Origin of the sequence: Yersinia bercovieri ATCC 43970 (assembly GCF_013282745.1) — a bacterium.
Lineage (GTDB): Bacteria > Pseudomonadota > Gammaproteobacteria > Enterobacterales > Enterobacteriaceae > Yersinia > Yersinia bercovieri.
In genome coordinates, this window is record NZ_CP054044.1 from 1352727 (window position 1) to 1375755 (window position 23029).

Consider the following 23029-nt stretch of genomic DNA (forward strand, 5'->3'; position numbering starts at 1 on the left):
CGGATTTTCCGGGTTCCCCGAGCCTGTAGAGTTGGGGATTATTATGTTTTGGTCTGTATTCTCAGCTTGAATATATTGGCCAAAAATACAGGGCAAAACACCCCTTCAAAGCAGAAGACTTCACCTTAAAGGGGCTGTTTTAAATAGTTATTTTTTCTTCACCGGACGTTGCCAGCCCTGAACATGTACCTGCTTAACACGGCTGAGGACTAACTCATCTTCAGCGATATCACGGGTCACGGTCGTCCCCGCAGCGATGGTGACACCATTAGCAACAGTAACGGGAGCCACCAGCTGAGTATCAGAGCCAACAAAGACATTATCGCCAATAATCGTTTTAAACTTATTAGCTCCATCATAGTTGCAAGTTATGGTCCCTGCGCCGATATTTACGCCAGAACCAATTTCAGCATCACCTAAATAGGAGAGATGACCCGCTTTCGAGCCTTTGCCCAGACGGGTTTTCTTGATTTCAACAAAGTTACCGACGTGTGCGCCTTCCGCTAACTCAGCCCCTGGGCGCAAGCGGGCAAATGGGCCAACAGTACAGCCGGCATCCAGACGAGAGTCCTCCAAAACCGTGTAAGGGCTGATTTCTGAATCATCGCCAATAACACAATTTTTCAGCACACATCCAGTACCAATACGAACCCGATCACCTAAAGTCACACGGCCTTCAATGATGACATTGGTGTCGATAGTGATATCGCGCCCATGTGTTAATTCTCCGCGCAAATCAAAGCGCGCAGGGTCCAGTAACATAACCCCCGCTAACAACAGTTTTTCTGCTTGTTCGCACTGGAATACCCGCTCAAGAGTCGCCAATTGCAGGCGGTTATTGACGCCTTCAACCTCACTCAGACGAGTAGGATGGACGGTAGCAATCTTCTGTCCATCAGCATGGGCCATAGCAATAATATCGGTGATATAAAACTCACCCTGAGCATTGTTATTATCTAACCGCGATAACCAACGTTTTAAGTCACGCCCATTCGCCACCAGTATTCCGGTGTTGATTTCATTGATCTCGCGCTGTGCATCGCTGGCATCTTTATGCTCAACGATCCCCACCACATCACCATTTTCACGCACAATGCGGCCATAGCCACTTGGGTCATCCAGCTTCACCGTCAACAAGCCAATGCCACCTTGCGGCTTAGCGGCCAACAGGCGTTGCAGAGTATCAACAGAGATCAACGGCACATCGCCGTATAGCATCAACACATCTTCATCATCAGAAAAATGTAGTGCGGCTTGCTGCATTGCATGCCCTGTACCAAGCTGTTCCGCCTGCAATACCCAGTTCAAGGAGGGATCAGACAGCCTCTTTTTCAGCAACTCGCCACCGTGTCCGTATACCAAATGGACATTTTGTGCGCCCAGCTTCATGGCCGCATCAATAACATGCTGAACCATCGGCTTACCTGCCAATGGGTGTAACACCTTAGGAAGGTCGGAATACATGCGAGTTCCCTTACCTGCGGCAAGGATGACTACACTCATTGAGCTGTTAGACATAAGCAACCTGATAACTCCAATTTAATAGACGGAAGTAAACCTGTTTGGCGAAATAATTACTACATATTTCTCAACGAAAAATGGACTCAACCCGCATGATTAAAGGGTTGTAGCCACTGACCATGTAACGAAAAAATGTGGCAAAAAGTGTCTGCGATCAGCGACGTTTTCTGCCCTCTTTTTGTCAAATTACATTCACTCATTCAGGCTATTAACCACTTATTTTACGTCAAGAAACAAGAAGTTTTCAGAAAGAAACTCTTTTAGTTTAGCTTAGGATTAATTAAGCACAGAATAGGTGATTGAGGGGCGAGCTTCAGACAGTAGGTTGGGGGATTCTTCGCGGCTCTGCAAAGTGGGGATAAAAAAATGCCAATCAGCTTACTGACTGGCATTCTATAGACAATAATTTATAAATCAGTGCGTTGCCGATCAGATATCCGTAAGGAAAATCTAAAAAGCCACATGATATAAAATTACATCGCTTTCCTGGTCAATTCGATTACGCGTAATTTCGCAATCGCTTTCGCCAATTCAGCGGATGCCTGAGCATAGTCGACATCACCATGGGAGTTATTGATATGGGCTTCTGCTTTGCGCTTAGATTCCAGCGCCTTAGCTTCGTCCAGATCCTGCCCACGAATAGCAGTGTCAGCCAATACGATCACAACACTCGGTTGCACCTCAAGGATGCCGCCAGAAAGATAGATAAACTCTTCCTCACCGAACTGCTTAACGATACGTATCATGCCAGGCTTAATGGCAGTGAGCAGTGGGGCATGGCCAGGGAAAATCCCCAGTTCACCTTCACTACCCGTCACCTGAATCTTTTGCACCACGCCAGAGAACATCTTTTTCTCTGCGCTCACAACATCCAGATGGTAAGTCATTGCAGCCATGTCACCCTCCAGTCAACAGCGTTACAGTTTCTTGGCTTTTTCCACTGCTTCTTCAATGGTGCCAACCATGTAGAACGCCTGTTCCGGCAGGTGGTCGTAGTCGCCGTTCATGATGCCTTTGAAACCACGAATGGTATCTTTCAGCGACACGAACTTGCCCGGAGAACCGGTAAAGACTTCTGCCACGAAGAACGGTTGAGACAGGAAGCGCTGGATTTTACGCGCACGGGATACAACCAGTTTGTCATCTTCTGACAACTCGTCCATACCCAAGATAGCGATAATATCTTTCAGCTCCTGGTAACGTTGCAGAATAGACTGCACGCCACGCGCTACATCGTAGTGCTCCTGACCAACAACCAGCGGATCGAGCTGACGGCTGGTGGAGTCAAGTGGGTCAACCGCTGGGTAAATACCCAAAGAGGCGATTTGACGACTCAGAACGACGGTTGCATCCAAGTGAGCAAAGGTGGTTGCTGGTGATGGGTCAGTCAAGTCATCCGCAGGTACGTAAACGGCCTGTACGGAGGTGATTGAACCCGTCTTGGTGGAAGTGATACGTTCCTGCAACACACCCATCTCTTCTGCCAGCGTTGGCTGATAGCCTACCGCTGATGGCATACGACCTAGCAGTGCAGATACCTCTGTACCGGCCAGGGTATAACGATAGATGTTATCGATGAATAACAGTACATCACGACCTTCATCACGGAATTTCTCCGCCATGGTCAAGCCGGTCAGTGCAACGCGCAGACGGTTACCTGGTGGCTCATTCATCTGGCCATAAACCAAGGATACTTTGTCCAGAACGTTGGAGTCAGTCATCTCGTGGTAGAAGTCGTTACCCTCACGAGTACGCTCACCCACACCGGCAAATACAGAATAACCTGAGTGCTCAATCGCAATATTACGAATCAGCTCCATCATGTTGACTGTTTTACCCACACCCGCACCACCGAACAGACCGACTTTACCGCCCTTAGCGAACGGACAAATCAGATCCATTACCTTGATACCGGTTTCTAACAGATCTTGCGAGCTGGCAAGCTCTTCGTAAGAAGGCGCTTCGCGGTGGATTGCCCAACGCTCTTCTTCACCGATAGGACCTTTCATGTCGATTGGGTCACCCAATACGTTCATGATACGGCCCAGAGTTGATTTACCCACCGGCACTTCAATTGGGTGTTCCAGGTTGATGACTTTCAACCCGCGGCTCAGACCATCGGAAGAGCCCATTGCGATACAACGAACAACACCACCGCCCAGCTGTTGCTGAACTTCCAGCACCAGCTTCTGAGCTGTGCCTTCAACCTCAAGGGCGTTGTACACTTTTGGTACAGCGTCTTGGGGGAATTCGACGTCCACTACGGCGCCGATTACCTGGATAATCTTTCCAGTAGCCATCTTGAATCCTCTACGTAATACGTTTACCCGTCATATTTCAAGTTGCTGATGCATTGGCTGCCTTCCTGCAATCTGAACTATTTAGGGTAATAACCTGGTTAAACCGCGGAGGCTCCCCCGACGATCTCGGTGAGTTCCTGAGTGATGCTGGCCTGACGAGCCTTGTTGTAAACCAACTGCAGCTCTTTGATCAGACTACCGCCGTTATCGGTGGCGGCTTTCATCGCTACCATTCGCGCGGCCTGTTCGCTGGCCAGGTTTTCAACGACGCCCTGATAAACCTGCGATTCCACATAGCGGCGCAGGAGGGTATCCAGCAGTGCTTTAGGATCGGGTTCATACAGGTAATCCCAGGATTTCTTCTTCAGCTCACCATCTTCCGCCTGCGGAAGAGGGAGTAGCTGCATGATCCGTGGTTCCTGAGACATCGTATTGATAAACTTGTTATTCACTATATACAGTTTATCCAGACGACCTTCATCATAGGCTTGCAGCATGACTTTAACCGGCCCGATAAGCTCTGACAGAGAAGGGTTATCCCCCATGCCAGTCACCTGAGCAACAATCTTGCCGCCCACGGAACCAAAGAAAGAAGCCGCTTTTGACCCGATCAGCGCTAAATCACATTCAACGCCTTTTTCAGACCAACCTTTCATCTCAGACAACAGTTTTTTGAACAGGTTAATGTTCAAACCACCGCACAAGCCACGGTCTGTAGAAACCACCAGATACCCGACACGCTTAACGTCGCGCTCTTCCAGGTACGGATGCTTATATTCCAGATTACCTAACGCGAGGTGACCAATCACACTACGCATTGTTTCTGCATAAGGACGGCTAGCCGCCATGCGTTCTTGCGATTTACGCATTTTGGAGGCGGCGACCATCTCCATGGCTTTGGTGATCTTTTGCGTGTTTTGCACGCTAGCGATCTTAGAACGTATCTCTTTTGCGCCGGCCATTTCTGCTTCTCCTCATTGCCAGACGGCCTGCTTTCCTAATGAAAAGCAGGGCCGTATAGCGTTACCAGGACTGGGTTGCCTTAAATGTATCAAGGATGCCTTTCAGCTTGGCCTCGATCTCATCGTTATACGCGCCAGTTTGGTTGATTTGTTGCAGAAGTTCGGCGTGCTCACGGTCAGCAAACGCCAACAGCGCAGCTTCGAAGCTACCTACCTTCGCCAACTCGATATCGCCCAGATAACCACGTTCAGCTGCGAACAGAACCAGAGACTGTTGCGCAACCGACATCGGCGCATACTGTTTCTGTTTCAGAAGCTCGGTCACTTTCTGACCATGGCTCAGCTGTTTACGTGTTGCGTCATCCAAATCGGATGCGAACTGGGAGAACGCAGCAAGTTCACGATACTGTGCCAGTGCGGTACGGATACCACCAGACAGTTTTTTCATGATCTTGGTCTGCGCTGCACCACCCACACGGGATACGGATATACCTGGGTTAACCGCAGGACGAATACCGGCGTTAAACAGGCTGGATTCCAGGAAGATCTGACCATCGGTAATCGAAATTACGTTAGTCGGAACGAACGCGGAAACGTCCCCTGCTTGAGTTTCAATGATTGGCAGAGCGGTCAAAGAACCGGTTTTACCTTTCACTTCACCCTTGGTAAAGGCTTCAACGTAGTCAGCGTTAACACGCGCAGCACGTTCCAGCAAACGGGAGTGAAGATAGAATACGTCGCCAGGATAAGCTTCACGGCCTGGTGGGCGACGAAGCAGCAAGGAGATTTGACGATATGCAACAGCCTGTTTGGACAGGTCATCATAAATAATCAACGCATCTTCACCGCGGTCGCGGAAATATTCACCCATGGCACAACCGGAGTATGGTGCCAGGTATTGTAATGCTGCAGATTCTGAGGCAGTAGCGACAACCACAATAGTGTTAGCCAATGCGCCATGCTCTTCCAGTTTACGCACTACGTTAGAAACAGTAGAGGCTTTCTGGCCGATAGCAACATACACACACTTGATGCCGGAATCGCGCTGGTTGATGATCGCATCAATAGCCAGGGCAGTTTTACCTGTCTGACGGTCACCGATGATCAATTCACGCTGACCACGACCGATTGGGATCATGGCATCGACTGACTTATAGCCAGTCTGAACGGGTTCATCAACAGATTGACGTTCGATAACGCCAGGTGCGATAGCTTCAACAGCTGAGAAGCCGTCGTTTTCTACCGGACCTTTACCATCGATAGGTTCACCCAGAGTGTTGACGACGCGACCCAACAGGCCACGACCGACTGGAACTTCCAGGATACGACCCGTACATTTAACCTTCATGCCTTCGGCAAGATCGGCGTACGGACCCATAACTACAGCACCTACGGAGTCACGCTCCAAGTTCAGTGCGATTGCGTAACGGTTGCCTGGCAGTGCGATCATCTCGCCCTGCATGACATCGGCCAGACCGTGTACACGGATGATCCCGTCACTGACGGAAACAATAGTACCTTCATTGTGAGCTTCGCTCACTACATTGAACTGAGCAATGCGCTGCTTGATCAGTTCGCTGATTTCGGTGGAATTCAGTTGCATATGCTCCAGTCCCCTTAAGACTGCAAGACGTCCGCCAGGCGTTCTAGACGACCGCGAACGCTGCCATCTATCACCATATCGCCCGCACGTATTACTACGCCGGCCATTACAGACTTATCGATTTTGCAATTCAGCTTAACTTTGCGTGACAGACGTTTTTCCATCGCAGCGGCAATTTTAGCCAGCTGTTCGTCATTCAGTGGACTCGCTGAGCTCACTTCGACGTCGACGGTTGACTCCAGTGAGGCACGCAGTTGAATAAACTGCTCCAACACCTCAGGAAGAACCAGTAAACGGCCATTCTCCGCCATAACTCGAATGAAGTTCTGTGCGGATTCATCGAGCTGATCACCACAGACTGCAATAAACGTCTTAGACATTGTTTCTGGTGCCACTGCACCGGAAAGCAATTCAGCGATTTGTTCATTGCGAGTCACTTGGGCAGTAAACGCTAGCATATTCTGCCAACGCTCAACCGCTTGGTGCTCAACAGCAAAGTCAAAAGCTGCTTTGGCGTAGGGGCGAGCTACAGTTACAAATTCAGACATCAGCCCCTCCCTCCTTACAGTTCAGCGACCAGTTTATCAACGATGTCGCTGTTAGCAGCTTCATCCACGGAACGTTCGATGATCTTCTCGGCGCCAGCTATAGCCAACATCGCGACTTGCTTACGCAACTCTTCACGAGCGCGCTTACGTTCGGCGTCGATCTCTGCCTGCGCTTGCGCCACGATTTTGTTACGTTCCTGTTCAGCTTCTGCTTTAGCTTCATCAAGGATCTGAGCTTTGCGTTTACTTGCCTGCTCAATGATCACCTGTGCTTCTACTTTAGCTTTCTTCAGTTGGTCGGTCGCATTGGCTTGCGCTAAGTCCAAATCTTTTTTGGCACGCTCTGCAGAAGAGAGACCGTCAGCAATTTCTTTTTGACGCTTCTCGATGGCAGCCATAATTGGCGGCCATATGTACTTCATACAAAACAGGACAAACAGGACAAACGCGATGGCCTGGCCGAGGATTGTTGCGTTAAGATTCACAGCACAATGCCTCTTTCAAAGTTAATAGTTTGGTGTAGTTTCACAGTAGAGAAAACTCTACTTACGCGACAGCAAACATCACGTACAGACCCAGACCAACAGCGATCATAGGGATGGCGTCAACCAGGCCCATGACGATAAAGAACTGTGTACGCAGCAGAGGAATCAGGTCAGGCTGACGTGCAGCGCCTTCCAAAAATTTACCACCCAGGATGCCGATACCGATCGCAGCACCGATTGCCGCTAAACCCATCATTATAGCGGCAGCCATGTACAGCAGATCCATATTCAGGTTTTCCATGACAGTCTCCAGTTTATTTCAGTTAAAACGCAGTAGTGTTATAAGAAAATCAGTGCTCTTCGGACGCCATCGACAGATAGACAATCGTCAGAACCATGAAGATAAAGGCTTGTAACGTAATAATCAGTATGTGGAAGATAGCCCAAGGTAAACTGAGCATCCACTGTGACCACCACGGCAACAGGCCAGCAATCAGGATGAAGATCAACTCACCCGCATACATGTTGCCGAACAGTCGCAGACCGAGTGAAACCGGTTTGGACAGCAGGCTGACACCTTCCAGAATTAAGTTAACTGGAATAAATATCGGGTGATTGAACGGCTGCATCGTTAATTCTTTTACGAAGCCACCTACACCTTTCATTTTAATGCTATAGAACAGGATCAGGATGAATACACCCAATGCCATGGACAAGGTAATGCTCACGTCAGCAGTAGGAACCACACGAAGTGCTGGTAATCCAAAGACATGCTCGCCGATGTAAGGCAGTAAATCGATTGGCAGTAAGTCCATCATGTTCATCAATAGAACCCAAACAAACACCGTCAGGGCTAATGGTGCGATGACTTTACTTTTGCCGTGGTACATATCCCGAACGCTGTTATCGACAAAACCGATAATTAGCTCAACAGCTGTTTGCAATTTACCAGGCACGCCACTGGTGGCACCGGCCGCAACTTTGCGGAATACAAACATAAAAGCTAACCCCAGCACGACAGAGAAGAACAAAGAGTCAATGTTCAACGTCCAGAACGTTGCAGGGCCAGGTGAGTGGGGATTGACCAACTCAAAGGTACGCAGGTCCAACTGAAGGTTATTCAGATGGTGTCCTATGTAGTCCCTTGGAGTAGAGATTTCTCCTGATGCAGACATGATGCCTCTTACCCTTTTGTAGTTAAATGCGATAACCGTTAAATACGATAACTGTTAAGTACGGTAGCCGCTAATCACGGTCGGTGCCAATATCTGCACAATCAGCACCGCTAAATAGGTTAAGCCAAGTGGAGCAAACGCGGCTTTAAACAGCCCTAACGCCACAATCAGCAAAATTATCGTCACGATAATTTTTAACCCTTCGCCAATGGCAAACGACCACGCAACACGACCCGGAGCAGCAGTGTCTGCTTGATGGCGGCAAGCAAACAACATAAACATGGCGCTGGGCAACCAGGCTGCCAGCCCTCCTGCCAGAGCAGAAGCGCTCCATTCCAGGCTTTTAAAGCCAAAAGCAGCACTGAGAACAACAAAAGTCATTAACTGCAATAACAGCAACTTTCGTGCAATTTTCCCACTGTAAAGGGACACAGGCATGACGTTTGTTCTCTCTGAACCACACTAAGGGTATGCTGAGTGAGGTATAAAACTGCTTTTTACCCCATTGAGTCAAGCAGCAAAAAACGAGCAAATTATACGGGCCACTCAAACGAATTCAATCGATAAGTAGTGAAAAGGCGAACAATTATTTAAATTTTATTATTTATGGCTATTTTCACAAGAAAAGCCTCGGAATAAATCTCTCATTAATTTGTCTGACGATTCCAGTTATTATCAATAAAATGTGTAACGGATCACATAATTTAAAACAAACTGAGTTATATCGCATAAAGCTTTACTTTGTCTTTAACCAAAAGAGCCATTAAAAACTTTAATAAATCATAATGTTAAAATTAAAACATTATCGAACAACTTATCTACTTAGTAAAACTTCCCATTGACATTTAAGATTATATTTTTATAACAGTTCGGATACATAAAAAGATCCACGTTATGAGCAAAGTAATGACTAACGTTATTATTCGACCGTTTTGAATATAGTCATGCCACATGTTACTGCTGATTTTGTAAACAATACGTGAAATATTATTGATTCAAACGAGAGTGATAGAATAATTATCCATCAACATTGAAAACAATAAATCAGATAAATTTACAGTAACCCTCTAAGGATTTATTACATTTTTTTGATAAATAGCAAAGTTAGTTTGACTTAAGAGTGACCAGATGGCGCTCACCTTCCAATTCAGGCACCTGCAAACGCACAACTGACTCAAGGGTTATTCCTGCGGGCAGTGTCGCTAATTCATCATCGGGCCTTACCCCTTTAAGCGCATAAAATCGCCCCTCAGGTTTGGCTGGCAGATGGTGACACCAAGACAGCATATCTTGTAGTGATGCAAATGCACGGCTTATTACGCCATCAAAGGGGGGGTTTGCGGCGAACTCCTCAACCCGGCTTTGTACCGGCTCAATATTACTTAACCCCAATTCGTGTTGTACCTGCCGGAGAAAGCGCACGCGCTTACCCAGACTATCGAGCAAGGTAAAGTGTGAATCAGGGCGCACAATGGCTAGTGGTATACCAGGAAGCCCTGGACCGGTGCCAACATCGATAAACCGACGACCTTGCAAGTGCGGATTAACCACAATGCTGTCCAGAATATGCCGGACCAGCATTTGCTGTGGGTCACGAACAGAAGTCAGATTATAGGCTTTGTTCCACTTATGCAGCAGTTCCACATAGCCTATCAGTTGTAATTTTTGTTGATCGGGTAACTCAATGTCTGCGGCGTTGAGCAGAGAATTTAATTTTATTAACACAACAATTTCCCCTGACCAAAAAATGCTTAGTCAGTATGTAAAGGGCCGATATGAGGAATGATAATCTAGCTTAGCAGCTGTTTGAATCGTTCGTTGTGCGCTGAAAATCGAGCACAATCTGGCTGTACCGCTAACTCTTCGCTGTACAGCCAGATATTGATTGTTATGCACTACGGCGTAACAACCCCTGTTTTTTCAGCCAAACTAACAAAATAGAGATAGCCGCTGGGGTAATTCCTGAAATGCGTGAAGCTTGCCCGATAGAGTTAGGTTTATGATCATTCAGCTTAGCAATGACTTCATTCGACAAGCCAGACACTTGTTGATAATCAAGATCCACCGGCAATAGCGTGTTCTCATTGCGTAGCTGTTTTTCAATTTCTTCCTGCTGACGGGCAATATAACCTTCATATTTGACCTGAATTTCAACTTGATCCGCAGCTTGTGGATCAGTTAATGCGGGGCCAAAAGAGGGCAATGTCATCAACAAGCGGTAGTCAATTTCAGGGCGGCGCAGCAACTCTTCACCGTTAGCTTCTTTTGACAAAGGCGCTTTCAGTAACTCATTGATTTCAGATACGTTCTCGGAGAGAGGATGTACCAAGATATCACGCAGACGCTGACGTTCTTTTTCGATTTGCTCAATTTTTTTGCTGAAATGCGCCCAGCGTTCATCATCAACCAGCCCTAATTTGCGTCCCATCTCAGTCAGGCGTAAATCAGCGTTATCTTCACGTAGCATCAAGCGATACTCAGCCCGTGAGGTAAACATACGATAGGGTTCTTTTGTTCCCAGGGTGCTTAAATCGTCCACCAGCACGCCAAGGTAAGCTTCATCGCGACGAGGTGACCATCCATCTTCATCGTTAGCGAAACGGCCCGCATTAAGCCCCGCAAGCAGCCCTTGAGCCGCTGCTTCTTCATAGCCGGTAGTCCCATTGATTTGCCCAGCAAAGAACAGGCCATGGATATATTTGCTTTCCAGTGTCGGTTTCAGATCACGTGGATCGAAGAAATCATACTCAATGGCATAGCCAGGTCGAACGATACGTGCATTTTCCAGCCCTTTCATTGAGCGGACAATTTGCATCTGAACATCGAAAGGCAAACTGGTCGAAATGCCGTTCGGGTAGATCTCGTTACTGGTCAAACCTTCTGGTTCGAGGAAAATCTGATGTGAATTACGATCGGCAAAACGCATTACTTTGTCTTCGATCGATGGGCAGTAACGTGGCCCGATCCCTTCAATGATCCCGGCATACATTGGGCTACGATCCAGATTATTACGGATCACTTCATGCGTTTTTTCATTGGTGTAGGTGATGTGACACGCCATCTGCTCAGGGTGCTGTTCAGCATTACCGAGGAAGGAAAATACTGGAATTGGCGTATCGCCCAACTGAGGGGCTAACTGGCTAAAATCGATTGTTCGTGCATCAATACGCGGTGGCGTACCGGTCTTCAAGCGATTGACTCGTAACGGTAATTCTCGTAGACGCTGTGATAATGAGATTGACGGCGGATCACCCGCTCGACCACCGCTGTAGTTTTCCAGCCCAATATGAATTTTGCCATCAAGAAAAGTACCGACGGTGAGAACCACCGCTTTAGCACGAAATTTCAGACCCATTTTCGTAATCGCACCGACAACGCGATCATTTTCAACAATCAGATCTTCTACCGGTTGTTGGAAGATCATCAAGTTAGGCTGGTTTTCAAGTGCAGTACGCACCGCTTGGCGATACAGAACGCGGTCAGCTTGAGCACGAGTCGCTCTTACCGCAGGGCCTTTGCTGGCGTTTAGTATCCTAAACTGAATCCCGGCGAGGTCGGTTGCTTTCGCCATCAGGCCGCCCAGAGCATCGATCTCTTTGACCAAATGTCCCTTACCGATACCGCCAATCGCTGGGTTACAAGACATCTGCCCCAGTGTGTCGATGTTGTGCGTCAGCAATAAGGTCTGACGTCCCATGCGTGCCGCTGCCATTGCAGCTTCCGTGCCGGCATGGCCACCACCAATGATGATGACGTCAAATTGATCTGGATAAAACATGGTACTGCACCTCGCCGTTATGCGAATTTCTGTGTTTGCCCTGGGGTGGGGGATTCTACTCAAGTTTAGACGATCGACCAAGCAGCTTAGGATCGCCTTTAATTAAAAGAAGATCTTTTTATTTAAAGATCTCTTTATTAGATCTCTTATTAGGATCGTGATCCTCTGTGGATAAGTGATTATTCACATGATAGATCATAGGATTAAGGACGATCGATTGCTGTGAATGATCGGTGATCCTATTGCGTATAAGCTGGGATCTAAATGGCATGTTATGCACAGGCACTTGGAGAGCACAAGGTTGTTATGTGGATATGTACTGGTTTTACCCTGCTTTTAAGCATACTTATACACATTCGTTCGCGTGATCTTTAAGCAAATTAGAGTAAATTAATCCAATTTTTAACCCAAATCTCTGCTGGATCCTCCGGAATTTCATGTTGAATGACGTCAATTTCTAAAATGTCACCCAACCTTTTTGCTCCCTGAACGATCAACTGCTGATCTAACCGTCTTACGGCACCGCAAAAAGTGTCATATTCAGAACTACCCAAACCAACAGCGCCAAAGCGTACCTGAGAGAGATCCGGCTTCTGTTCTTCGATCTGTTCTAATAATGGTTGAAGATTATCCGGCAGATCGCCTGCGCCATGGGTCGATGTGACGATTAACCACATGCCATCAAGTGTTAGTTCGTCTAATCCAGGACCATGAAGCATTTCTGTGGTGAAACCCGCTTCTTCTAATTTTTCAGCTAAATGTTCAGCAACGTATTCAGCACTGCCGAGCGTACTGCCACTGATCAAGGTAATGTCAGCCATAAAGAACCCAACCGAAGTAATGAACTGGTATTGTACGCTGTGAATCAGCTGGGATCTACCTGTGGATAATGTGGGTATAGTTATTTAAGGTTTAAGGCACAATGGTACGCATGATGGGGTTTTGCAGGGAGATTAGTGTCTCAGTGGATTGGATCTCATCAATAGTCTGGATCTTGTTGATAAGTACTTGTTGGAGCGCATCTATCGATTTACACATCACCTTAATAAAGATGCTGTAGTGGCCTGTCGTGTAATAGGCTTCGACAACTTCTTCTAAACCTTCCAATTTTTTCAGCGCTGACGGGTAGTCCTTCGCACTTTTCAAGATAATGCCGATAAAACAGCACACGTCATAACCCAGCTGTTTTGGATTAACGTGAACGCAAGCCGCTGTGATGATTCCTGCCTGACGCATTTTCTCCACCCGCACATGTATGGTGCCTGGGCTGACACCAAAGTTTTTCGCCAATTCAGCGTAAGGTGTGCGCGCATTTTCCATTAATGCGTTTAGGATGCCGCGATCGAGATTATCGATTTGATAAATTTCACTCATATTAGCCCCCTTTTTTTGTCGATTATTTAATTAAAGCACCATAAAAATGAATGATCAAAAGTGAAAAGGCAATATTTGTTATTGGATATTGAGTTTAGTACCCATTCTGTTGCTTAATCGATGACAAGCCAAACGGCACAACCTAATTAGCATAATAAACAATAACGAATTGAGATAACGGCAATGAAAAAACAATTTATCCAAAAACAACAACAGATTAGCTTCGTAAAATCCTTTTTTTCTCGCCAGTTGGAACAACAACTGGGTCTGATTGAAGTTCAGGCACCGATTCTGAGCCGTGTGGGTGATGGCACCCAAGATAACCTTTCTGGTTCAGAAAAAGCGGTTCAGGTAAAAGTGAAAACCTTGCCAGATGCAACTTTTGAGGTTGTACATTCATTGGCTAAATGGAAACGTAAGACCTTGGGTCGCTTTGATTTTGGCGCTGATCAAGGTCTGTACACCCATATGAAAGCATTACGCCCTGATGAAGATCGCCTGAGTGCTATTCACTCTGTGTATGTCGATCAGTGGGACTGGGAGCGCGTAATGGGCGATGGCGAACGTAACCTCGCTTACCTGAAGTCCACCGTTAACAAAATTTATGCCGCGATAAAAGAGACGGAAGCCACTGTTAGCGCCGAGTTCGGCATCAAACCTTTCTTGCCAGAACAGATTCACTTTGTGCATAGCGAAACCCTGCGTTCTCGCTTCCCTGATTTAGATGCCAAAGGCCGCGAACGTGCTATCGCCAAAGAGCTGGGTGCAGTATTTCTGATCGGTATCGGTGGTAAATTGGCTGATGGTCAATCTCACGATGTGCGTGCTCCGGATTATGATGACTGGACGTCGCCGTGCGCGGAAGGTTTTACTGGGCTGAATGGCGACATTATTGTCTGGAACCCGGTACTGGAGGACGCTTTTGAGATTTCATCCATGGGGATTCGTGTTGATGCCGAGGCGCTGAAACGTCAGTTGGCTCTGACTGCTGATGAAGATCGCCTGAAACTGGAGTGGCACCAATCACTGCTGAATGGCGAAATGCCGCAAACTATCGGGGGGGGCATCGGCCAATCTCGCTTAGTGATGTTACTGCTGCAACAGCAACATATTGGTCAGGTTCAATGTGGTGTGTGGGGGCCAGAGATTAGCGAGAGAGTGGCTGGCTTACTCTAACACTCCGGCAATGCCCATTATTTTGGGTATATATATTTCCCCAACCCGCTATTACTGCATAAGCCATAGCGGGTTTTTAACGTAAGCCCGTTTTTACTCTATGCTGTAGGTGGCATAATGAGATGCCTCATTTTATATCACTAGATGCAAGGTCGCTAACGTCATGGCCCTAATTCATCCTATTAGACACTATTTGCATGCCCGCCCAAGATTATTGTTCTCCGTTAGTGCGGGGATTATCACTTATTTCCTACTGCCAATGCATTACACCTTATTACTGCGTCTAATGGTGAGTTGGAATGTCTCAGCCTGGCTCTATTTACTCTTTTTATGGCTGCAACTGCTACGGACTAATCCAGCGAAAATCAGCAAGATAGCCAAGGTGCAGGATGAAAGTGCCAGTATGGTATTGAGTATTGTCAGCATGGCGTGTCTGGCCAGTATTCTGGTGATTTTATTTGAATTGAGCACGGCAAATCAGCTGTCAGGTTCAGCCAAGGCATTTCACTTAATACTGACGGGGATGACGCTATTAGTATCGTGGCTATTATTGCCGACCGCTTTTACCATGCATTATGCCCACTTATTTTATCTGCCTCGGGATAAGTCAGAAACTATCCTCCCTCTGCTTTTCCCCAAAGAGATCACTACCCCTTCCTATTGGGATTTTCTTTATTTCTCATTCACCATTGGTGTGGCTTCGCAAACAGCAGATGTTTCCACCGGCACGTCAGATATCCGCCGCGTTGTATTATTACAATCTGTATTATCCTTCGTTTTTAATATGACGATTTTGGGACTGTCGATTAACGTTGGTGCTGGCCTACTGAATTAGCGCTTCCAGCGGCGCATTAACCGGCTTTTTAAGCCGGTATCAAAACGCCAGATGTGATCAAAAATACGCATGATTCCGGGCTTGCCATAGGCAGACATCGCCACCGCATGGAAGCGATGCTGGTGGGCCTGTTGCTGGATTTTTATCTTGCGGATCAATTCGTCAGGCAGGCGTTGGGCAATGAAGTCTGAAATGATCACCGCATCAGCGTCATACCACTCTCGCTCCTCCATTTTACCAAGGGTGCTGGCTAAGCAAGCGGCCAGATCAGTACCGCCACTAAAATGTTGACTAAGAAAACGAATTGCCTGCTCGATACCACTGGCTGACGATAACTCGTAGTGAATGATTTCTGTGGCAAATAGCATGATGTAGCAGCGGCGATTATCCGCCAGCGCAATACGTAGCAGTGCCAGGCAAAATGCCTTGGCGCACTGCTCATTAAATCCCCCCATGGAGCCTGAGGTATCAACGCAAATGATAAAAGGGCCACGGGGTTGTTGGTCGTTGCTTTTAAGGCTAACCGGCCGCTGTAAGGTTTTTTCCTGCCAGTTATCACCCTGCAAGCGGTAGGTGAGCAAGCGCCGTTCCAGTAAGCGGCGATAAAACTCAAATTCCAATTCACTCATCCCCAACATCACCAGCTCAGTGGGCAGTAATCGCAAAATATCATTGCTCTGATGAATACCACTGACCTCTTCTGGCACCGTATCGGGTTGGCGCACCATCAGGGTGTAAGGCTCGTAGCGGGCATCTGGTGTGGGCTGTGCTTTGGCGCTGCGGCTACGGCCCAACTGCTCCGCTAATTGCTGCAATTCCGGCTGTTGTTGCAGAAAATCGCCATATTGCAGCAACAACTGATAATCACCGCGCTGTAAATGGCTATGACTCATATCCCAAAGCCGGCCGGCAGCCCCGTCATTGGTTGCCAATATGGGTTCCAATGCACCGCTGAGCGCCAATCGCTGCTGTAATTCAGCTAGTAGTTGCTCCCGCTCTTGCTCTAGTAATTGGTGGTGAATGGTGATGGTTTGTAGAGTCAGACTGACACGCCAGCGCTGTAAAAATAGGGTTTGCAGGCTATCGCCAGTTTGGGGATTTCGCGTTAAATCAGCGCTTTGTAGCAATGTGTCTGCTTGTGCCGCAAAGGGCGAATGCATCTGCTGTAGCTGTGCCACGATATCCGGCAAGTGGGCATAAAATAGCGGGCTACTCTCCAACTGGCTCTGTTGGTATAAAGCAAACTCATTTGCCAGACTTGGGGGCGCTTTTGCCTCACGGATACGCTGTTGCAAGTTTTGCTTCCAGCCGGGGATATCCTTCATTAACGCCCGCTTAATGCGCGGGAATTTCTCAAAGAATAGCGCCAATTGCGGTGATGCCAGTAATCCCACCACCATCTCTTCAATAAGCTCGCTTTCACTTATTGATAGCAGCAGATCTAGTGTTGCCAGGCTGAGCATCGATCAGTGCCCGCGCAGTTTTTGTTGTTGCTGCTTCAGTTGCTCCGCAACCTGCAATAGGCTGGCTTCTATTTTGGCCAACCAGGTGGATGGCGTGAACAAGCAGGGCTGATGCTGACTGAATAACCGCCGTTGCTCGGTCAGGCTATTTTCCAGTTCTGTTAACGCCACCAGCAATTCTGGCGGCACACTGGCGGTCGCCGCACCGGGCTGTGACAGTATCGATGGTTGGCGACTGACATCCAGCACCGTGATATGCAGCTGCTCATCAATTTCTGCATCAATGGATTGGGCATAACCAACCCCATTTAATTTTGCCCGCAATATGCCCCCTTTGTTCAACCATTGAGCAAGAGCATCTTTCTCTATTTGCAGATGACTGACCTGAATGTCATGCAAGTTAAGGGTTTTTTGCAGCAAAAGTGTCAATGTGCTATCGGTTAGCGCATCGGGCAGTACATATTGTGGTTTACGGCTGAACATACCGCTTTGTTTCGTCACGGTTAGCGCCTGATGATCACTCTGTTGCTGCTGGTGCTGCAACCATTGGCCTTGAATATGTTGTAGCTTCATTAATAAGTTTTGCTGCTGATATCCCTGCTCAGTTAACAGCTGCTCAAGCTGCTGCTGTAGCAGCTTCAGGGAGCTAAGATCATGCCACAGGCAATCTTTCAGTAAAATTAAGTCAATGGGGGTCACTTCATTTCGACCACTGAAAAAGGCGCTGGCTTGCAGCAGGCGCAGTGCCTTTTTCCACCGACGATCAGAGACATAAGGCGCTTGTTCTTGCGCACTGAGCCGTTGACGTAGCTGAAAAATAAGCTCAAAACAGAGGTCTGGTAAGGCGATTTTATCAATTAACGGCTGCCACTGATAAAACTCGTCATCACTGATGCTGAGATTTTCGGCCACAGGATTATGATTTTCATCCTGGCGGCTGAGCAGTAGTGAGCGAAAGTTTTGCTTCTCTTGTACGCGATCCAGCCAGAGGCGGATCAGCATTCGGTCATACAGTGCTTCCAGGCTGCTGTCCGCATCCGGTAGTTCATTGGAGGCGGTCACTAGCAAGCGCATCGGGATACTGTCTTCCCGATCACCATTACGAAAACGCCGTTCATTAATGGCGGTCAGCAGGGTATTTAGGATGGCGGGGCCGGCTTTCCAGATCTCATCAAGAAAGACGATTTCAGCTTCAGGCAGGTAACCGGCCGTCATGCGCTGGTAGCGCCCCTCCTCTTTCAATGCTTGAATGGAGAGTGGACCAAACACCTCTTCTGGCGTGGAAAAACGGGTCATCAGGTACTCAAATGCTCTGGCATTACGGAAGGCAAATTTCAAGCGGCGAGCAATCAAGCTTTTAGCAATACCCGGCGGGCCGAGCAGGAATACACTCTCACCACTGAGCGCTGCCAGCAAACACAAGCGGATAGCCTCCTGTCTTTCATACAGACCACTTTCAAGGGCACTGCTCAAGCGGGAGATTCTTTCTGCTAATTGTGATGATTGCGCCATAATTGCTCTACATGTTCCGTTAGTTGATTGATTTTTACCTGATAAGAGGGAATAAATCCTCTTTTTCTTAGTGGGATAGCGTGTTTTTCTTAATGAGATAGATCGTTGATTAGTAGAATTTTTATATCATCAGTGATTTGTGGCCGGCCCTTTTGGGTTATTTTAGTCGCCTTATTTAAGAGTAGGCAATCCATTGAAATCGTGCATACTGTGCGCCTTTTGATGGGCATATAAAGAATACAGAGTCGGCTAATGCGGTTCTTTAACACCTGCATCAGCTTATGGATGTTCTCGCAAAAAGAAATCAATTATGAGCACAGAACATAAACAGTCTTTATCGGCGGTAACCCTGGCAGCAATAGGGGTGGTTTACGGTGATATTGGTACCAGCCCGCTCTATACCTTGAGAGAGTGCTTTTCTGGTCATTATGGTTTTGATGTCCGCCCGGATGTGGTGTTTGGCTTTTTATCGCTGATTTTCTGGATGCTCATCCTGATAGTCTCGGTTAAATATCTGACCTATGTGATGCGCGCGGATAACGCCGGTGAAGGGGGCATTTTAACCTTAATGTCTTTGGCCGGGCGCAATACTTCCTCCCGAGCCACCTCAATACTGGTCATCCTTGGTTTGATTGGCGGCAGCTTCTTTTATGGCGAGGTGGTCATCACCCCGGCAATATCAGTTATGTCAGCCATCGAAGGGCTGGAAATCGCCGCACCTGCGCTTGATCCCTATATCGTCCCCTGCTCTATTGCAGTGCTAACCCTGCTGTTTGTGATTCAAAAACACGGCACCGGCAGTGTTGGTAAATTATTCGCCCCAGTGATGCTGGTGTGGTTTCTAACCATCGCCCTGCTGGGTCTGCGCAGTATTATTGCGAATCCAGAAGTTCTGTCTGCGCTGAATCCCAAATGGGCGTTCGGCTTCTTTACGGAATATAAAGCGGTATCGTTTTATGCCCTTGGTGCGGTGGTGCTGGCGATAACTGGGGTGGAAGCGCTGTATGCTGATATGGGTCATTTTGGTAAATTCCCTATCCGGTTGGCCTGGTTTACCGTGGTGTTACCCTCATTAGTGCTGAACTATTTTGGGCAGGGCGCACTACTGCTGAAAAACCCTGAAGCCATCAAAAACCCCTTCTTCTTGTTAGCCCCTGACTGGGCGCTGATTCCACTGCTAATTTTGGCGACATTAGCAACAGTGATCGCCTCGCAGGCGGTTATTTCTGGCGTCTTCTCACTGACACGGCAAGCGGTGCGGTTAGGTTACTTGCCGCCAATGCGCATCATCCACACCTCTGAAATGGAGTCCGGCCAGATCTATATTCCAGTCATTAACTGGACACTCTATCTGGCGGTGGTTCTGGTGATTGTCGGCTTCGAGCGCTCCAGTAATTTGGCGGCCGCTTATGGTATTGCGGTGACCGGAACCATGGTGATAACCAGCATTCTGTTCTGCATTGTGGCGCTGAAAAACTGGCACTGGAACCGCCTCTTTGTGTGGTGCCTGCTGGTGGTGTTACTGATAATTGATGTTCCGATGTTTTCAGCCAACGCATTGAAGTTGTTCTCCGGCGGTTGGTTGCCTATCTCGCTGGGTCTGGTGATGTTTATCATCATGACCACCTGGAAAAGCGAGCGTTTCGGTCTGTTGCGCCGGATGCATGAACATGGCAATTCACTGGAAGCGATGATTGCGTCATTGGAGAAATCACCGCCAGTGCGGGTCACCGGGACGGCGGTATATATGTCGCGGGCGATGAATGTGATTCCGTTCGCGCTACTACATAACCTCAAACATAACAAAGTGTTACATGAGCGTGTGGTGTTGCTGACATTGCGAACCGAGGACGCCCCTTACGTCCACAATGTGAAGCGGGTGACCATCGAGCAGCTCTCGCCAACCTTCTGGCGGGTAGTGGCGAGTTATGGTTGGCGCGAAACGCCGAATGTGGAGGAGGTATTCCACCGCTGTGGTCTGGAAGGTTTGCCGTGCCAGATGATGGAAACCTCATTCTTTATGTCCCACGAGTCGCTCATCCTAACAAGGCGGCCATGGTATCTGTTCCTGCGCGGCAAGCTGTTTATTGCCCTCAGCCGCAATGCGCTCCGCGCCGCAGATCAGTTTGAAATCCCCCCTAACCGGGTCATTGAACTTGGAACGCAGGTAGAGATTTAATCTGAAAGGCCGTTAATCATAACGGCCTTTTTCACCTCTATAACTCCCACTTCTCTTTTTTCAGCGAAACGTTTCGATGGCGATCACAATTTCATCAAATTGGGTTTGCCTTCTGCGGCTATTTTTCTAAACTCAGTATTAGCGAAACGTTTCGCTGTTGGAGTAGAAAATGAAAAAAGGCGCATTACTGAATTCTGATATTTCCGCTGTTATCTCCCGCCTGGGTCATACCGATCAGGTTGTGATAGGTGATGCGGGGCTGCCAATACCGGCAACCACCACACGTATCGATCTGGCACTGACACGAGGCGTTCCTGGTTTCCTCCAGGTTCTTGAGGTGGTCACACAAGAGATGCAGGTTGAGAGTGCGTACCTTGCGGAGGAGATAGTTAAAAATAATCCGCAACTCCATGAAGCGTTACTCGCCCAGTTAACACAACTTGAGCAACACCAGGGAAACCAAATTGTTCTGCGCTATATCAGCCACGAGGCTTTTAAAGAGCAGACCAAACAAAGCCGGGCAGTGATTCGTAGCGGGGAGTGTTCCCCCTTTGCTAACATCATTCTCTGCTCCGGCGTAACCTTCTGAGGCATTTATGCAACCTTTGCTGCAACTGAAAGGGATTGATAAAGCCTTTCCCGGCGTCAAAGCACTCTCCGGTGCGGCGCTCAGTGTCTATCCTGGTAGGGTGATGGCACTGGTTGGCGAAAATGGGGCCGGAAAATCGACCATGATGAAAGTGCTGACCGGCATCTACAGTAAGGATGCCGGCAGTCAACATTTCATGGGGCAAGAAGTGGTGTTTAATGGCCCCAAAGCATCTCAGGAAGCGGGCATTGGCATTATCCATCAGGAACTTAACCTGATCCCACAGTTAACCATCGCAGAAAATATCTTTTTAGGACGTGAGTTTGTTAATCGTTTTGGCGGCATTGACTGGAAAAAGATGTATGCCGAAGCGGATTTACTGCTGGCGCGCCTGAATATTCATTACAGCAGCCACCGGCTGGTGGGTGAGCTTTCCATTGGTGATCAGCAGATGGTGGAGATCGCCAAAGTGCTGAGCTTTGAATCCAAAGTCATCATCATGGATGAGCCAACCGACGCCCTGACCGATACTGAAACCGCCTCTTTATTTAACGTTATTAACGAGTTGAAAGCGGAAGGTCGCGGCATCGTTTATATCTCTCATCGGCTAAAAGAGATTTTTGAGATTTGCGATGACGTCACCGTCTTCCGTGATGGGCAGTTTATCGCGGAAAAACCGGTGAGCGAGCTGACGGAAAACTCACTAATTGAGATGATGGTTGGCCGCAAATTAGAAGAGCAATATCCGCGCCTGAATTTGCCTCGTGGCGAAAAGCGCTTACAGGTCAAACAGCTATGCGGCCCTGGGGTGAAGAGTGTCAGCTTTACTCTATATCGCGGTGAGATCCTCGGCGTGGCGGGCTTAATGGGCGCAGGGCGTACTGAGCTGATGAAAATCATCTACGGTGCACTGCCGCGTAAGTCTGGTTTTATTATGCTGGATGGTCGCGAAGTGGTAACCCATTCACCGCAGGATGGTTTGGCAAATGGCATCGTCTATATTTCTGAAGACCGTAAACGAGATGGCTTAGTGCTGGGCATGTCAGTGAAAGAGAATATGTCTTTGACGGCATTACGTTATTTCAGCCGCGCGGGCGGTTCGCTCAAGCACGCAGATGAACAACTGGCGGTCGCGGATTTCATTCGCTTATTTAATATCAAAACGCCTTCGATGGAGCAGCCGATTGGTTTGTTATCCGGCGGCAATCAACAGAAAGTGGCGATTGCGCGCGGCTTGATGACCCGTCCGAAAGTGCTGATCCTTGATGAACCTACGCGTGGGGTAGATGTCGGGGCTAAAAAAGAGATCTACCAGTTAATTAACCAATTCAAGCAAGAAGGGCTGAGCATCATTCTGGTCTCCTCAGAGATGCCGGAAGTGCTCGGCATGAGTGACCGAATTCTCGTGATGCATGAGGGCCAACTAAGCGGCGAGTTCTCGATTGAACAGGCGACCCAAGAAGTGTTGATGGCAGCTGCTGTCGGCAAGCAATCTTTTGATAAGCAAAAGCTTAGTGAGCAGGAGTAAT

The 23029-nt window shown here is 48.0% G+C and carries 21 protein-coding genes; 5 read left to right on the forward strand and 16 right to left on the reverse strand.

Annotation, left to right across the window (positions count from 1 at the left end; translation table 11 throughout):
- Positions 1–147: 147 nt before the first annotated feature.
- The 14 genes from glmU to asnC form a co-directional block, all read right to left on the reverse strand.
- Positions 148–1518, reverse strand: a complete 1371-nt coding sequence (glmU, locus tag HRK25_RS06115; RefSeq protein WP_032896690.1) for a bifunctional UDP-N-acetylglucosamine diphosphorylase/glucosamine-1-phosphate N-acetyltransferase GlmU — start codon at positions 1516–1518, stop codon at positions 148–150.
- Positions 1519–1994: 476 nt separating this feature from the next.
- The gene (locus HRK25_RS06120; protein WP_004875717.1) at positions 1995–2417 is read right to left on the reverse strand and encodes a F0F1 ATP synthase subunit epsilon; all 423 of its coding nucleotides are present in this window, start codon (positions 2415–2417) and stop codon (positions 1995–1997) included.
- A 21-nt stretch (positions 2418–2438) separates the two neighbouring features.
- A complete protein-coding gene (gene atpD, locus HRK25_RS06125; RefSeq protein ID WP_032896688.1) occupies positions 2439–3821 on the reverse strand; it encodes a F0F1 ATP synthase subunit beta in 1383 nt (460 codons plus the stop codon).
- A 98-nt stretch (positions 3822–3919) separates the two neighbouring features.
- The gene (gene atpG / locus HRK25_RS06130; RefSeq protein ID WP_005271504.1) at positions 3920–4783 is read right to left on the reverse strand and encodes a F0F1 ATP synthase subunit gamma; all 864 of its coding nucleotides are present in this window, start codon (positions 4781–4783) and stop codon (positions 3920–3922) included.
- 61 nt (positions 4784–4844) lie between these two features.
- Positions 4845–6386 (reverse strand): F0F1 ATP synthase subunit alpha, encoded by a 1542-nt coding sequence (atpA, locus tag HRK25_RS06135; protein WP_004707324.1) that lies wholly within the window; start codon positions 6384–6386, stop codon positions 4845–4847.
- A gap of 14 nt (positions 6387–6400) precedes the next feature.
- Positions 6401–6934 carry a F0F1 ATP synthase subunit delta gene (atpH, locus tag HRK25_RS06140; RefSeq protein ID WP_005271503.1) on the reverse strand — a complete coding sequence of 178 codons (534 nt, stop codon included), beginning with the start codon at positions 6932–6934 and terminating at the stop codon, positions 6401–6403.
- Between the two features lie 14 nt (positions 6935–6948).
- Entirely contained in the window at positions 6949–7419 is a 471-nt protein-coding gene (gene atpF / locus HRK25_RS06145) for a F0F1 ATP synthase subunit B (RefSeq protein ID WP_005271502.1), read from the reverse strand.
- 61 nt (positions 7420–7480) lie between these two features.
- Positions 7481–7720, reverse strand: a complete 240-nt coding sequence (gene atpE / locus HRK25_RS06150; protein WP_004393045.1) for a F0F1 ATP synthase subunit C — start codon at positions 7718–7720, stop codon at positions 7481–7483.
- Between the two features lie 49 nt (positions 7721–7769).
- Complete coding sequence (gene atpB, locus HRK25_RS06155) at positions 7770–8594, reverse strand: F0F1 ATP synthase subunit A (protein WP_032896684.1); 825 nt, start codon at positions 8592–8594, stop codon at positions 7770–7772.
- 54 nt (positions 8595–8648) lie between these two features.
- On the reverse strand, positions 8649–9032 hold the full coding sequence (gene atpI / locus HRK25_RS06160; RefSeq protein WP_032896682.1) for a F0F1 ATP synthase subunit I: 384 nt from the start codon (positions 9030–9032) through the stop codon (positions 8649–8651).
- Between the two features lie 666 nt (positions 9033–9698).
- Positions 9699–10319 carry a 16S rRNA (guanine(527)-N(7))-methyltransferase RsmG gene (gene rsmG, locus HRK25_RS06165; protein ID WP_005271492.1) on the reverse strand — a complete coding sequence of 207 codons (621 nt, stop codon included), beginning with the start codon at positions 10317–10319 and terminating at the stop codon, positions 9699–9701.
- A 163-nt stretch (positions 10320–10482) separates the two neighbouring features.
- A complete protein-coding gene (gene mnmG / locus HRK25_RS06170) occupies positions 10483–12372 on the reverse strand; it encodes a tRNA uridine-5-carboxymethylaminomethyl(34) synthesis enzyme MnmG (protein ID WP_005271489.1) in 1890 nt (629 codons plus the stop codon).
- Positions 12373–12752: 380 nt separating this feature from the next.
- Positions 12753–13193 (reverse strand): FMN-binding protein MioC, encoded by a 441-nt coding sequence (gene mioC / locus HRK25_RS06175; RefSeq protein ID WP_005271485.1) that lies wholly within the window; start codon positions 13191–13193, stop codon positions 12753–12755.
- A gap of 91 nt (positions 13194–13284) precedes the next feature.
- A complete protein-coding gene (asnC, locus tag HRK25_RS06180; RefSeq protein WP_005271483.1) occupies positions 13285–13746 on the reverse strand; it encodes a transcriptional regulator AsnC in 462 nt (153 codons plus the stop codon).
- A gap of 183 nt (positions 13747–13929) precedes the next feature.
- Here asnC and asnA point away from each other — a divergent pair, with 183 nt between their 5' ends.
- Positions 13930–14922: an aspartate--ammonia ligase gene (gene asnA / locus HRK25_RS06185; protein ID WP_005271480.1), complete on the forward strand. Its 993-nt coding sequence runs from the start codon at positions 13930–13932 to the stop codon at positions 14920–14922.
- Positions 14923–15085: 163 nt separating this feature from the next.
- Entirely contained in the window at positions 15086–15757 is a 672-nt protein-coding gene (locus HRK25_RS06190; protein ID WP_032896680.1) for a DUF1345 domain-containing protein, read from the forward strand.
- Here HRK25_RS06190 and viaA read toward each other — a convergent pair.
- Entirely contained in the window at positions 15754–17220 is a 1467-nt protein-coding gene (gene viaA, locus HRK25_RS06195) for an ATPase RavA stimulator ViaA (protein ID WP_005271476.1), read from the reverse strand. The two genes, HRK25_RS06190 and viaA, sit on opposite strands and share 4 nt — an antisense overlap.
- Before the next feature lie 3 nt (positions 17221–17223).
- Positions 17224–18732, reverse strand: a complete 1509-nt coding sequence (gene ravA, locus HRK25_RS06200) for an ATPase RavA (RefSeq protein ID WP_005271473.1) — start codon at positions 18730–18732, stop codon at positions 17224–17226.
- Positions 18733–19042: 310 nt separating this feature from the next.
- Here ravA and kup point away from each other — a divergent pair, with 310 nt between their 5' ends.
- From kup to rbsA, 3 genes are all read left to right on the forward strand, one after another.
- Complete coding sequence (gene kup / locus HRK25_RS06205) at positions 19043–20911, forward strand: low affinity potassium transporter Kup (protein WP_005271470.1); 1869 nt, start codon at positions 19043–19045, stop codon at positions 20909–20911.
- Between the two features lie 169 nt (positions 20912–21080).
- Complete coding sequence (gene rbsD, locus HRK25_RS06210; RefSeq protein ID WP_004875731.1) at positions 21081–21500, forward strand: D-ribose pyranase; 420 nt, start codon at positions 21081–21083, stop codon at positions 21498–21500.
- A 7-nt stretch (positions 21501–21507) separates the two neighbouring features.
- Positions 21508–23028: a ribose ABC transporter ATP-binding protein RbsA gene (gene rbsA, locus HRK25_RS06215; RefSeq protein ID WP_005271466.1), complete on the forward strand. Its 1521-nt coding sequence runs from the start codon at positions 21508–21510 to the stop codon at positions 23026–23028.
- Position 23029: the final 1 nt, after the last annotated feature.